Origin of the sequence: Caballeronia sp. TF1N1 (genome assembly GCF_022878925.1) — a bacterium.
Classification (GTDB): domain Bacteria; phylum Pseudomonadota; class Gammaproteobacteria; order Burkholderiales; family Burkholderiaceae; genus Caballeronia.
The window spans coordinates 2,532,319-2,545,969 of record NZ_CP084626.1; the positions used below are offsets into that span (position 1 = coordinate 2,532,319).

Sequence of the window (13,651 nt, forward strand, 5' to 3'; positions counted from 1 at the left end):
AGAACGACAGCCGATAGCGTGATCAATTCGATCACCTACCCGCGCTGACTGGCTCAATCGCCAATGCGCAACGTTGAACCCCGCGTTCAGCGCTGTGCATTGAGGATTGGTGGAGGATGACGGGATCGAACCGACGACCCCCTGCTTGCAAAGCAGGTGCTCTCCCAGCTGAGCTAATCCCCCCGTGTGTGCCTGACTCAGTCTGCTCGCTTGGTCGTTTTAAGCACCGCTTGCTCGGGTGGTGGGTCTGGTTGGATTCGAACCAACGACCCCCGCCTTATCAAGACGGTGCTCTAACCGACTGAGCTACAGACCCTTAGCCTGTCTTTCTGACAGCCGATAAGCGTGAACACTTGAGTGGGCGAGCGTTTAAGCTCGAGAAAGGAGGTGATCCAGCCGCACCTTCCGATACGGCTACCTTGTTACGACTTCACCCCAGTCATGAATCCTACCGTGGTGACCGTCCTCCTTGCGGTTAGACTAGCCACTTCTGGTAAAACCCACTCCCATGGTGTGACGGGCGGTGTGTACAAGACCCGGGAACGTATTCACCGCGGCATGCTGATCCGCGATTACTAGCGATTCCAGCTTCACGCAGTCGAGTTGCAGACTGCGATCCGGACTACGATCGGTTTTCTGGGATTGGCTCCACCTCGCGGCTTGGCAACCCTCTGTTCCGACCATTGTATGACGTGTGAAGCCCTACCCATAAGGGCCATGAGGACTTGACGTCATCCCCACCTTCCTCCGGTTTGTCACCGGCAGTCTCCCTAGAGTGCTCTTGCGTAGCAACTAAGGACAAGGGTTGCGCTCGTTGCGGGACTTAACCCAACATCTCACGACACGAGCTGACGACAGCCATGCAGCACCTGTGCGACGATTCTCTTTCGAGCACCCCAGGCTCTCACCCGGGTTTCGTCCATGTCAAGGGTAGGTAAGGTTTTTCGCGTTGCATCGAATTAATCCACATCATCCACCGCTTGTGCGGGTCCCCGTCAATTCCTTTGAGTTTTAATCTTGCGACCGTACTCCCCAGGCGGTCAACTTCACGCGTTAGCTACGTTACTAAGGAAATGAATCCCCAACAACTAGTTGACATCGTTTAGGGCGTGGACTACCAGGGTATCTAATCCTGTTTGCTCCCCACGCTTTCGTGCATGAGCGTCAGTATTGGCCCAGGGGGCTGCCTTCGCCATCGGTATTCCTCCACATCTCTACGCATTTCACTGCTACACGTGGAATTCTACCCCCCTCTGCCATACTCTAGCCTGCCAGTCACCAATGCAGTTCCCAGGTTAAGCCCGGGGATTTCACATCGGTCTTAACAGACCGCCTGCGCACGCTTTACGCCCAGTAATTCCGATTAACGCTCGCACCCTACGTATTACCGCGGCTGCTGGCACGTAGTTAGCCGGTGCTTATTCTTCCGGTACCGTCATCCCCACCCGGTATTAACAGGCAGGTTTTCTTTCCGGACAAAAGTGCTTTACAACCCGAAGGCCTTCTTCACACACGCGGCATTGCTGGATCAGGGTTGCCCCCATTGTCCAAAATTCCCCACTGCTGCCTCCCGTAGGAGTCTGGGCCGTGTCTCAGTCCCAGTGTGGCTGGTCGTCCTCTCAGACCAGCTACAGATCGTCGCCTTGGTAGGCCTTTACCCCACCAACTAGCTAATCTGCCATCGGCCGCCCCTATAGCGCGAGGTCCCGAAGGATCCCCCGCTTTCTTCCGTAGATCGTATGCGGTATTAATCCGGCTTTCGCCGGGCTATCCCCCACTACAGGACACGTTCCGATGTATTACTCACCCGTTCGCCACTCGCCACCAGGGTTGCCCCCGTGCTGCCGTTCGACTTGCATGTGTAAGGCATGCCGCCAGCGTTCAATCTGAGCCAGGATCAAACTCTTCAGTTCAATTCCTGTTACTGTTTTCGGTTGTTTTACCAACCGGTCGCTCACTCAACGTACTGACGATGATCAATCCGTCTTTCGACAGATAAACCTTCCTCTAATACTGTGTGAGACTTGATAACTTTCGCTAAACGTCCCAACCCCGAAAGGTCAGAACCGCTCGCGCCATCAAGTGCCCACACTTATCGGCTGTTAGTTTTTAAAGAGCACATTCGCCAAGACTGCCTGCCAAGCGCACCAAGCATTTTGCTCAGCACCGCTTCGTCTTGCGTCGCTGCATCTGCAGCAGAGAAACGAGATTATGTACGCCGTTTCAGTTACTGTCAACAAGAATTTGAAGCTTTCTTTTCTTGCCCACCGCGCTTCGGAGCGAATACCACCTTTGCCCGCCTCGCCTACTGAAACCACCTCCCGCTTCCTTCGCGTTCATCGAATCGCGAAGGAACGGAATTCTAGTGGGCGCCGGCGAGAATCGCAAGCCCTTGCGTCGAAGAAACTTAACGGTGTTTGAAGACGGGCTTGCGCTTCTCGACGAACGCGGCCATGCCTTCCTTTTGATCTTCCGTCGCGAAGAGCGAATGGAACAGGCGACGTTCGAAATGAACGCCTTCCGCCAATGTTGTTTCGTAGGCGCGATTGACCGCCTCTTTCGCCATCATGACCGCTGGCAGCGAGAAAGAAGCGATGATCGTCGCGGCCTCGACGGCCTCATCGATCAGACGCTCCGCATCGACGACGCGCGACACCAAACCCGCCCGCTCCGCCTCGCTCGCGTCCATCATGCGCGCGGTCAGGCACATGTCCATCGCTTTTGACTTCGATACCGCGCGCGTCAGCCGCTGCGTGCCGCCCGCACCCGGGATGACGCCGAGCTTGATTTCCGGCTGGCCGAACTTCGCGGTATCCGCGGCGATGATGATGTCGCACATCATGGCGAGTTCGCAGCCGCCGCCCAGCGCGAAGCCGCCGACCGCCGCGATGATCGGCTTGCGAATCGAGCGGATGGTTTCCCAGTTGCGCGTGATGTAGTCGCCCTTGTAGGCGTCCATATAGGAATAGCCGGCCATCATTCCGATGTCCGCGCCCGCTGCGAACGCCTTCTCGCTGCCGGTCACGACGATCGCGCCGATATCCTCGTCGGCGTCGAATGCCTTCAACGCCGCGCCCAACTCATCCATCAGCGCGTCGTTCAGCGCGTTGAGCGCCTTTGGCCGATTGAGCGTGATCAGTCCAACCCGCCCGCGCGTCTCCACCAACAGATTCTCGTAAGCCATGCACTCCTCCTTTCGATCCTCAGGTAAGCCCTAATGAAATCACTTGCTTCGCGCTATCTCGATAATGCTAACATTACCAACCAACCGGTCGGTTAATTATTCGACCCGCCGCCATCCGCCGTTCTTACTGCTCGCGACCATGACACATCCGCTCTTTACGAAACATGAGGCGACGCTCGACCAAGCGCTTGCCGCCATCGAGACACGCGGCTATTGGAGCCCGTTCGCCGAAATGCCGAGCCCCAAAGTGTACGGGGAAACAGCAGCCGCGGATGGCGAAGCCGCGTTCAAGGCGCATCTCGGCAAGATGTTCGAACTCGACCAGCCCTCGACGGGAGAGACGGTCGGTGACGAACGATCGCCTTTCGGCATCGGGCTTGGCATCAAGTATCCCAAGTCTGATCCCGACGCGCTCATTCGGGCCGCTTCCGAAGCGCAATCTGCGTGGCGCGCCGCTGGACGGAAAGCGTGGGTCGGCGTGAGTCTCGAGATTCTTTCGCGACTGAACCGCGCGAGCTTCGAAATTGCGCAAAGCGTGATGCATACGACCGGTCAGGCATCCATGATGGCCTTTCAGGCAGGTGGCCCGCACGCGCAGGATCGCGGGCTCGAAGCCGTGGTCTATGCGTGGGACCAAATGCGCCGAATCCCTTCCGAAGCGCATTGGGAAAAGCCACAAGGCAAGAATCCGCCGCTCGCGATGCAAAAGCGCTTCACCATCGTTCCGCGCGGCACGGGCCTCGTGCTTGGCTGCTGCACGTTCCCGACGTGGAACGGTTATCCCGGCCTGTTCGCCGATCTCGCGACCGGCAACGCGGTCATCGTCAAACCGCATCCGGGTGCGATCTTGCCGCTTGCGATCACTGTTCGCACCGCGCGCGAAGTACTGCGGGATGCGGGCTTCGATCCGAATCTCGTCACGCTGCTCGCCACCGCTCCGAATGACGGCCCGCTCGTACAAGAACTCGCCGTGCGGCCCGAAATCAAGCTGATCGACTTCACGGGCAGCACGCAGAACGGCACCTGGCTCGAACGCAACGCGCATCAGGCACAGGTCTATACGGAAAAAGCGGGCGTCAATCAGATCGTCATCGATTCCGTGGACGATCTGAAGGCAGCGGCACGGAACATTGCGTTTTCGCTCGCGCTCTATTCCGGCCAGATGTGCACGGCGCCTCAAAACATCTACGTGCCGCGTGACGGTATCCGCACGGCCGACGGACACGTGAGCTTCGACGATGTCGCCAAGGCGCTCGCCGTTTCCGTCGAAAAACTGACCTCCGACCCGGCGCGCGCCGTCGAGCTGACCGGCGCGATTCAAAACGATGGCGTCGTCAATCGCGTAGCCCAAGCACGCGAACTCGGCGCGGTTCTCCTCGATAGCCAGACGCTCGCGCACCCGGCATTTCCCGAAGCGCGAGTGCATACGCCCCTCGTGCTCAAACTCGACGCGCGCGCCGATGAAGCCAGCTTCACCAAGGAATGGTTCGGCCCGATCTCCTTCGTCGTCGCGACGGACTCGACCGCGCAGTCGTTGGAACTTGCCGGCTCGATCGCGCAAGAACACGGCGCGCTGACCTTCGCCGTGTACAGCACGGACGACGCAGTGATCGAAGCGGCCTATGACGCAGCCATTCGCGGCGGCGTCGCCCTGTCCATCAATCTGACGGGCGGCGTTTTCGTCAATCAGACCGCGGCGTACTCGGACTTCCATGGCACCGGCGCGAATCCCGCGGCCAACGCTGCGCTGTCCGACGCGGCTTACGTCGCCAATCGCTTTCGTGTCGTGCAAAGCAGAGTCCATGTTGCGCCGAAGGCCGCGACTGCGGAAGCTAGCCAAACGGCATAGGCAAAAGCGACGGTGCAAAAGGCCTATGCCATTCGGCCGAATGGCAAGGGCTCGGGCGCACGGCTAGTATCGATTCGAACGATTGGTGATTGAGGAGACGCCATGTCCGGGAAGTCCGTCCTGTTTCATATCGATGCAACGACGCGCGTCGCAACGGTGACGCTCAATCGTCCCGACAAGCTGAACAGCTTTACCCGCGAGATGCATATCGAGCTGAACGACGCGTTGAACGAAGTCGAAGCGAGCAACGCGCGCGCGGTCATCATCACCGGCGCGGGACGCGGCTTTTGCGCGGGTCAGGATCTGGCCGATCTCGACTTCACGCAAGGCGCCACGCCCGATCTCGGCGAGCTGATCGAGGCACACTTCAACCCGCTCGTGCGACGTCTTCAGGCAATGCCATTGCCGATCATCGCCGCTGTCAACGGCACGGCCGCCGGCGCCGGCGCGAATCTGGCGATGGCGTGCGATCTTGTCATTGCCGCGCGCTCGGCCAGCTTTATTCAGGCGTTCGTGAAGATCGGTCTCGTGCCCGACTCAGGTGGAACGTGGCTTCTGCCACGACGTGTCGGCGAAGCGCGCGCGCTCGGGCTCGCGCTGACGGGTGAGAAGCTCGGCGCGGAAAAAGCGCAAGCGTGGGGCATCGTTTGGCGCGTGGTGGAAGACGCCGACTTGACCGACGCCGCGACGCAACTGGCCGCACAACTCGCGCAGCAGCCCACGAAGGCGATAGCGGCGATCAAGCAGGCGCTTCGCGCGAGCGCCAACAACACGTTCGATCAGCAACTCGACCTCGAACGCGATGTTCAACGCGAGTTGGGCGCGTCCCACGACTTCATGGAAGGCGTCGCCGCGTTCAAGGAAAAGCGCGCACCGCGCTTCGAAGGTCTGTAAGAGCCGCAAGGAGAAACCCGTGACGCCTCAACAACTGGCGGAAGCGACCGCCAAGGCAATGTATGAAGCAGACGCCTGCACGCGCTCGCTCGGCATTGAACTCGTCGAAATCAGGCCTGGCTATGCGCGGCTGCAGATGAACGTGCGCCCCGACTTCCTGAACGGTCACGCGATCTGTCACGGCGGCTTGATGTTCACGCTTGCCGATTCCGCCTTCGCCTTTGCATGCAATTCGTACAACCTCAGCACGGTCGCGGCGGGCTGTTCGATCGAATTTCTGCGTCCGGTTCAAGGCGGCGATCGACTGACCGCCGAAGCGATCGAGCAGACTTTGAGCGGCCGCACCGGCATCTACGATATTCGCCTGACCAACCGCGAAGGCGAAACAGTCGCGATGTTTCGCGGCAAGTCCGCGCAGATCCGCGGCACCGTCATTCCGGTCTGACTGGACCGACCCGAGCAGGCGGACGCGCCAGACATGGCCCCGCTGCATGGCGAGCATGAAGGAGACAACGATGACCACAACGCTGCCGCTCGAGCCCATAGAAAAGGCGAGCCGCGACGAACTTCTGGCGCTGCAACTCGACCGTCTGAAATGGACGCTCAAGCACGCCTATGAGAACTCGCCGGTGTATCGGCGCAAGTTCGATGCAGCCCACGTACACCCGGAGGACGTGCAGTCGCTCGCCGATCTCGCCCGCTTCCCGTTCACGACGAAAAAAGATTTACGTGACAGTTATCCGTTCGGCATGTTCGCCGTGCCGCAAGAGCGAATCTCGCGAATCCACGCTTCGTCCGGCACGACCGGGAAGCCGACTGTTGTGGGTTACACGGCGTCCGATATCGACATCTGGGCGAATCTCGTGGCGCGCTCGATCCGCGCAGCCGGCGCACGACGCGGCGATAAGGTCCACGTGAGCTACGGCTACGGTCTCTTCACGGGCGGCCTCGGCGCGCACTACGGCGCCGAACGCGCGGGACTCACGGTAATTCCCTTCGGCGGCGGTCAGACCGAAAAGCAAGTGCAACTGATCCAGGACTTTCGTCCGGACATCATCATGGTGACGCCGAGCTACATGCTCTCCATCGCGGATGAACTCGAGCGGCAAGGCGTCGATCCGGCGAGTTGCTCGCTGCGTCTCGGCATCTTCGGGGCGGAACCGTGGACGAACGACATGCGTCACGCGATCGAGGCGCGCATGGGTATCGACGCGGTCGACATCTACGGGCTTTCGGAAGTGATGGGGCCAGGCGTGGCTTCGGAGTGCGCGGAAACCAAGGACGGCCCGACGATCTGGGAAGACCATTTTTATCCCGAGATCATCGACCCGGAAACGGGCGAAGTGTTACCGGATGGCGAATTCGGCGAACTCGTCTTCACCTCGTTGACGAAAGAAGCGCTGCCGATCATCCGCTATCGCACGCGCGATCTCACACGGCTTTTGCCGGGCACCGCGCGCACGATGCGCCGCATGGAAAAGATCACCGGCCGCTCGGATGACATGATGATCGTGCGCGGCGTCAACGTGTTCCCCACGCAGATAGAAGAGTTGCTGCTCAAGCGCCCCGTGCTCGCGCCGCACTACCAGATCGTATTGACGAAGGAAGGTCCGCTCGACGTCCTGACGCTGAACGTCGAGCCTTGCCCCGAATCCGCGCCCGATACCGTCGCGCTCGACGGCGCCAGGGACGCGCTTACCTACGACATCAAGGCGCTGATAGGCGTCAGCGCTATCGTGAATGTGCTCGCGGTGAACGGCATCGAGCGTTCGGTAGGCAAGGCGCGACGCGTCGTCGACAAACGCGCCCGCTAGGAATTCGGCAGCAATAGCCACATCCGGCCGCCCTGCTTCATGCGGCCGGCAAGATCGCCGGCGTCGTCGCCCAGGCCCCAGAAGTAGTCGGCGCGCACGCCGCCCTTGATTGCGCTGCCGGTGTCTTGAGCAAAGACGAGGCGGTTCATCGGCTGATTGCTGAGCGGGCGCGTGGTCTGGAGGAACACGGGCGTGCCGAGCGGGATCGCGGACGGATCGACCGCGATCGAACGTTCGGGCGTCAGCGGCACCCCCAAGGCGCCAACCGGGCCGTCGCCGAGACTCGCGGACACCACGTCGGCCGACGGCATTTCGCGGAAAAACACGAAGCGCGGATTCACGTCGAGGAGCGCATCGACGCGCGCGGGATTTGCCTTCGCCCACGCCTTGATGCCCTGCATGGTCGCCTGCACCGGCGTGATTTCGCCGCGATCGAGCAACTCCTTGCCGATCGACCGATACGGCTGGTTGTTCGTGCCGCCGAAGCCAACGCGCATCACGCTTCCGTCTTCCATGACGACGCGTCCCGAACCCTGAACCTGCAAGAAGAACGCTTCGATCGGGTCGTCGACCCAGACGAGTTCGTTGCCAGTCAACGCGCCCGAACGTTCGAGCTGCGCGCGCGCAGGCAACGCCGAGCCTTGCTTATAGCGATACGGCCATCGATAAAGCGCGTACTGATAGATGCCATGCCGCGTACGCGCGCCGCGCAACAACGGCTCGTAGTAGCCGGTTACGAGGCCGTCGAGCGTGCCGTCGGTATTTGCAAGCTGATAAGGCGTGAAATAGCTCTCGAAGAAGCTGCGCGCCGCCGACATGTCCAGATCGTCGAGCTGCTGTGCCGCCGCGCATGCTCGCTGCCACGGTGCCTGACGCGCGAGACGGCTGCAATTCTGACGCAGCGCGGCCGTCGCGCCGATGAGTGAATCGTCCTGCCAGCCCGGCACTTGCTGCCAGCTCACCGGCGAAAGACGCGAAGCCGCGCGCTGTCCCGTGATGATCGGCGCGCCAGTCGGTGCATTCGCGCCTGGCTTGGTATAAGAGCCGCCTCCGCACGAGGCGACGAGGACCGCGGTTGCAATCGATGCGGCCAGCGCCGCCACGCGCGCGGCTGACCGCGTGAAACGCATACAATGCTCGTTCTTGATGGGAACCGCCATGTCTGATCTGTTCGACGAATATCCAATGCTGGTTTTCGGGCTCGAGGCGCTGGTTGCGCTCGGCTTGCTGATTTTTATCGTCGTGTGGACGAATTCAGGCAAGAAGAAACACCAGAACCGCCAAAACGACGCTGCGAAGCGCCGCTGATTGCCACTAAAACTCCGCGTTCAATGCAGGGTGCGCGGCATGTGCAGCGCGAACTCCGCGACCGGCGCTTCGAAGCGCTCGCCATCTTCCGCCACGCAGAAATAGGAGCCGCGCATCGTGCCCACGGGCGTCGCGATGACGGCCCAGCTCGTATATTCGAAGCGCTCGCCCGGCGGCAGAAGCGGCTGATGCCCGACCACGCCGAGCCCTTTTACTTCCTGCACGTGATCGTCGCTATCGGTGATGATCCAATGACGGGAGATCAGTTGAGCGGTGACCTGACCCGTGTTACGGATCGTCAACGTGTAGGCGAACGCGTATTGACGGTTGTCGGGATCTGACTGGTCCGGCAGGTAGCGCGTCTCGACCGCGACGCTGAATTCGTACTGGCTCATCGTTGTTCCAATTCTATTCGTCGCTGCGCCGCCATTTAGCGCGCAGGTGCCTCATTGTTTCATCGCTTTGCTTCCACTGGTCAAGCATTCTGCTTTATGCAATTCACACTCGCAATACGAATTGCGTGCTCGAGTCAAATCCAAAACTCGCGGCATTTCATTCTGAGTAGCACGTATTAGGCCGTTCAGCCGGGTAACGTGCTGAAAAAACGCGGGTTAGAATCGGTGTTCCAGACATCGAGCCTTAATCCGGCAATGCTTTCGCCGGACGCGGGCCAACTCACTCCACACGTCCATGAAGCAATTCCATATCGCTCCTAGCATCCTGTCTGCCGACTTCTCGCGCCTTGGCGAAGAAGTCCGTAACGTCGTCGCGGCCGGCGCCGACTGGGTTCACTTCGACGTGATGGACAACCATTATGTGCCGAACCTGACGATCGGCCCGGTGGTGTGCGAGGCGCTTCGCCCGCATGTGGACGTGCCCATCGACGTGCATTTGATGGTGCGCCCGGTCGACCGTATCGTGCCGGACTTTGCAAAAGCCGGAGCTAATCAGATCAGTTTCCATCCGGAAGGTTCGGATCATATCGACCGGACCTTGTCGCTCATTCGCGATCACGGCTGCAAGGCGGGCCTCGTGTTCAATCCGGCCACGCCGCTCATTTATCTGGATCACGTGATGGACAAGGTCGATCTCGTGCTCATCATGTCGGTGAACCCCGGCTTTGGCGGACAGTCGTTCATTCCTGAAGCGTTGAACAAGATTCGCGAGGCGCGCACGCGTATCGACGCTTACCGCGAGCGAACGGGCCGCGATATTCATCTCGAAGTGGATGGCGGCGTGAAGGTGGAGAACATCGGCGAGATCGCGGCCGCGGGCGCGGACAGCTTCGTCGCGGGCTCGGCCATCTTCGGCAAGCACGACTACAAGCAAGTAATCGACGCCATGCGCGCCGAACTTGCCAAAGTGGGGAACGCGCAGTGAGCGAACTCACCACCTTTTCGATACGACCCGCGCGACCGATCCGCGCGGCCATCATCGATCTCGACGGCACCATGGTCGATACCGCCGACGACTTCGTCGCCGCGATCAACGGCATGCTCGTGCGCATCGGTCTGGAACAGCAGCCGGTCGCGCGCGATGAAGTCGTGGGTTACGTCGGCAAGGGCTCGGAGAATCTGATCCGCAGCGTGCTCGCCGTGCGCCTGCCGCGCACCGAGGCCGCCGCGCAATTCGACGACGCCCTCGCTATCTATCAAAGCGAATACGCGAAGATCAACGGCCAGTACTCGGCGCTCTTTCCCGAAGTGAAGGAAGGTCTGGAAGCCATGCGCGAGCTCGGCATCGCGCTCGCGTGCGTGACCAACAAGCCGCATCGGTTCGCCGTGGAGTTGCTGGCGCACTTCGGCATTGCCGAGTATTTCAAGGTCATTCTCGGCGGCGATTCGGTCGCGCAGAAGAAGCCCGATCCGCTTCCCATGCTCACCGCGTGCGAGCGGCTCGACGTGCTGCCGCGCGAAACCGTGGCGGTCGGCGACTCCGAAAACGACGCTCTCGCGGGCCGCGCCGCGGGCATGGCGACGCTCACCGTCCCCTACGGCTACAACCACGGGAAAGATGTGCAATCGGTGAAATCCGATGGTATAGTTTCCACGCTGCGCGCCGCCGCAATGGCCATTTCCACTACGCTGGCGCCGCCCAATACCACACTGACTGAATAGTCCATCTCATGTTTCTCAACAGAAAACGGAGTCTGAGCAGCATCGACCGGGGAGCCTGGCCCTGGCGTCGCTGGTCGCGCTAACCTCGCCTGAGGTACGCTGAAGCCATCATGTTCGAGCACGCTTCAGCATCCGTTTTTTGTTTCGCTGCGCATTCCCGCGCCGTTTCCTCTGACTTGTCGCACCGCTTGCTTCGGAACCAATTCCGGCGCAACGCACGATAACCGCGTCGTTCTTCAAGACGTCTCTCCTTGCGAGAAACGCCCGCGAAAACGCGTGTCGTCGCGCACCGTTCGACAGCATGGAAAACCGGCCGATCGCAGTGCCCCGCTTGTCCCGATGCCGCGCTCAATCAAAAGAATGCGCGGCACGCAAAGGATCGCAAGATGACCGAACTCGAATTCCAATCGCTGGCGAACGAAGGCTATAACCGCATTCCGCTCATCGCAGAAGCGCTCGCCGATCTCGAAACGCCCCTGTCGCTTTATCTCAAGCTCGCGCAGTCCGAGCGCAATGGCGCCAACTCGTTCCTGCTGGAATCCGTCGTGGGCGGCGAGCGCTTCGGGCGCTATTCGTTCATCGGCCTGCCGGCGCGCACGGTGGTGCGCGTACAGAACGGCGTGTCGCAAGTCGTGACCGACGGCGACGTCACCGAGACCGATGAAGGCGATCCGCTCGCGTTCATCGAACGCTTCCAGAAGCGTTTCAAGGTTGCCATGCGTCCTGGTTTGCCGCGCTTCTGCGGCGGCCTGGCGGGCTACTTCGGTTACGACGCGGTGCGCTATATCGAGAAAAAGCTCGCGCATACGGCGCCGCACGACGATCTCGGCCTGCCGGACATTCAGCTTCTGCTGACCGAGGAAGTCGCGGTCATCGACAACCTCGCGGGCAAGCTCTACCTGATCGTCTATGCCGATCCTACCAAGGCCGAGGCGTATGCCAAGGCGAAGCATCGGCTGCGCGAACTGCGGGCGCGTCTGCGTGCTACCGTCCAGCCGCCCGTGACGTCGGCGAGTGTGCGCACCGAAACGTTCCGCGAGTTCGCTAAAGAGGATTATCTGAACGCCGTGCGACGCGCGAAGGAATACATCGCGGCGGGCGAACTAATGCAGGTGCAAGTCGGCCAGCGGCTCGTCAAGCCGTTCCGCGACAACCCGCTCTCGCTGTATCGCGCGCTGCGTTCGCTCAATCCGTCGCCGTACATGTACTACTACAACTTTGGCGGCGACGTTCACGTGGTCGGCGCATCGCCGGAAATTCTCGTGCGTCAGGAACAGCGCGCGGGCGAGCGCATCGTGACCATACGTCCGCTTGCCGGCACGCGACCGCGCGGCAACACGCCCGAGCGCGACGCCGAACTCGCCACCGAACTGCTGAACGATCCGAAGGAAGTCGCCGAGCACGTGATGCTGATCGACCTCGCGCGCAACGACGTGGGCCGTATTGCGCAGACCGGCTCGGTTTCGGTGACGGACAAGATGATCATCGAAAAGTATTCGCACGTTCAGCACATCGTGAGTTCGGTCGAAGGCACGTTGAAGCCCGGCATGAGCAACTTCGACGTATTGCGCGCGACCTTTCCCGCCGGCACGCTTTCCGGCGCGCCGAAAGTGCGCGCGATGGAATTGATCGACGAACTCGAACCTGTGAAGCGCGGCTTGTATGGCGGCGCGGTCGGTTATTTGTCGTTCAGCGGCGAAATGGATCTGGCGATTGCCATTCGCACCGGCCTCATTCACAAGGGCAATCTCTATGTGCAGGCGGCGGCGGGTGTCGTTGCCGACTCGGTGCCCGAGTCCGAATGGCAAGAGACGGAGAACAAGGCGCGCGCCGTGTTGCGTGCCGCCGAGCAAGTGCAAGATGGCCTCGACAGCGACTTCTGAGGAGAAAAGACCATGCTGCTGATGATCGACAACTACGACTCGTTCACCTATAACCTGGTCCAGTACTTCGGCGAACTCGGCGAGGACGTGCAGACGTTTCGCAACGACGAAATCTCGCTCGATGAAATCGCCAAGCTCAATCCCGCACGCATCTGCCTGTCGCCGGGACCGAGCAATCCGCAGCACGCGGGCATCACGCTCGACGTACTGCGCGAGTTCTCCGGCAAGCTGCCCATTCTCGGCGTGTGCCTCGGCCATCAGGCCATTGGCGAAGCGTTCGGCGGACGCGTGGTGCGCGCGCAGACCATCATGCACGGCAAGGTGAGCGCGATCGAAACCGACTGTAAAGGCGTGTTCTCCGACCTGCCAAAACACTTCAACGTCACGCGCTATCACTCGCTGGCGATTGAACGCGAGTCTTTGCCCGACTGTCTTGAAGTGTCCGCATGGACGCCTGATGGTGAAATCATGGGCGTGCGCCACCGGGAACTCGAAGTGGAAGGTGTGCAGTTCCATCCGGAATCCATTCTTTCCGAGCATGGTCACGCGCTGCTCGAAAACTTCGTGAAAAACACGGCATCGGGAAAGCGAGCGTGACTGCC

The 13,651-nt window shown here is 60.7% G+C and carries 11 protein-coding genes, 2 tRNA genes and 1 rRNA gene; 8 read left to right on the top strand and 6 right to left on the bottom strand.

The window, feature by feature from the left end:
* Positions 1-107: 107 nt before the first annotated feature.
* From LDZ28_RS11765 to LDZ28_RS11780, 4 genes are all read right to left on the bottom strand, one after another.
* Positions 108-183 (bottom strand) — tRNA-Ala (locus tag LDZ28_RS11765).
* Positions 184-239: 56 nt separating this feature from the next.
* A tRNA-Ile gene (locus LDZ28_RS11770) sits at positions 240-316 on the bottom strand.
* A 64-nt stretch (positions 317-380) separates the two neighbouring features.
* Positions 381-1,913 (bottom strand): 16S ribosomal RNA (locus LDZ28_RS11775).
* Between the two features lie 494 nt (positions 1,914-2,407).
* The gene (locus tag LDZ28_RS11780) at positions 2,408-3,184 is read right to left on the bottom strand and encodes an enoyl-CoA hydratase (RefSeq protein WP_244826317.1); all 777 of its coding nucleotides are present in this window, start codon (positions 3,182-3,184) and stop codon (positions 2,408-2,410) included.
* Between the two features lie 139 nt (positions 3,185-3,323).
* Here LDZ28_RS11780 and paaN point away from each other — a divergent pair, with 139 nt between their 5' ends.
* The 4 genes from paaN (at position 3,324) to paaK (ending at position 7,741) form a co-directional block, all read left to right on the top strand.
* Positions 3,324-5,033: a phenylacetic acid degradation protein PaaN gene (gene paaN / locus LDZ28_RS11785; RefSeq protein ID WP_244826318.1), complete on the top strand. Its 1,710-nt coding sequence runs from the start codon at positions 3,324-3,326 to the stop codon at positions 5,031-5,033.
* A gap of 102 nt (positions 5,034-5,135) precedes the next feature.
* Positions 5,136-5,927: a 2-(1,2-epoxy-1,2-dihydrophenyl)acetyl-CoA isomerase PaaG gene (gene paaG, locus LDZ28_RS11790; protein ID WP_244826319.1), complete on the top strand. Its 792-nt coding sequence runs from the start codon at positions 5,136-5,138 to the stop codon at positions 5,925-5,927.
* 58 nt (positions 5,928-5,985) lie between these two features.
* Positions 5,986-6,372 (top strand): hydroxyphenylacetyl-CoA thioesterase PaaI, encoded by a 387-nt coding sequence (gene paaI / locus LDZ28_RS11795; protein ID WP_244828121.1) that lies wholly within the window; start codon positions 5,986-5,988, stop codon positions 6,370-6,372.
* A 70-nt stretch (positions 6,373-6,442) separates the two neighbouring features.
* On the top strand, positions 6,443-7,741 hold the full coding sequence (paaK, locus tag LDZ28_RS11800; RefSeq protein ID WP_244826320.1) for a phenylacetate--CoA ligase PaaK: 1,299 nt from the start codon (positions 6,443-6,445) through the stop codon (positions 7,739-7,741).
* On the opposite strand, the gene LDZ28_RS11805 is transcribed toward paaK, so the two are convergent.
* Positions 7,738-8,979 (bottom strand): murein transglycosylase A, encoded by a 1,242-nt coding sequence (locus LDZ28_RS11805; protein WP_244828122.1) that lies wholly within the window; start codon positions 8,977-8,979, stop codon positions 7,738-7,740. The two genes, paaK and LDZ28_RS11805, sit on opposite strands and share 4 nt — an antisense overlap.
* Before the next feature lie 90 nt (positions 8,980-9,069).
* Positions 9,070-9,444, bottom strand: coding sequence for a Co2+/Mg2+ efflux protein ApaG (gene apaG, locus LDZ28_RS11810; protein ID WP_244826321.1), 375 nt, complete (start codon positions 9,442-9,444; stop codon positions 9,070-9,072).
* Between the two features lie 295 nt (positions 9,445-9,739).
* Between apaG and rpe the strand changes: the two genes are divergently transcribed.
* The 4 genes from rpe to LDZ28_RS11830 all read left to right on the top strand — a co-directional run bounded on the left by rpe (position 9,740) and on the right by LDZ28_RS11830 (position 13,646).
* Complete coding sequence (gene rpe, locus LDZ28_RS11815; protein ID WP_244826322.1) at positions 9,740-10,429, top strand: ribulose-phosphate 3-epimerase; 690 nt, start codon at positions 9,740-9,742, stop codon at positions 10,427-10,429.
* Positions 10,426-11,166 carry a phosphoglycolate phosphatase gene (locus LDZ28_RS11820; RefSeq protein WP_244826323.1) on the top strand — a complete coding sequence of 247 codons (741 nt, stop codon included), beginning with the start codon at positions 10,426-10,428 and terminating at the stop codon, positions 11,164-11,166. The genes rpe and LDZ28_RS11820 overlap by 4 nt, the downstream gene beginning before the upstream one ends.
* 386 nt (positions 11,167-11,552) lie before the next feature.
* Complete coding sequence (trpE, locus tag LDZ28_RS11825) at positions 11,553-13,049, top strand: anthranilate synthase component I (RefSeq protein ID WP_244826324.1); 1,497 nt, start codon at positions 11,553-11,555, stop codon at positions 13,047-13,049.
* A 12-nt stretch (positions 13,050-13,061) separates the two neighbouring features.
* On the top strand, positions 13,062-13,646 hold the full coding sequence (locus LDZ28_RS11830) for an aminodeoxychorismate/anthranilate synthase component II (RefSeq protein ID WP_244826325.1): 585 nt from the start codon (positions 13,062-13,064) through the stop codon (positions 13,644-13,646).
* The last annotated feature ends 5 nt before the right edge of the window (positions 13,647-13,651 follow it).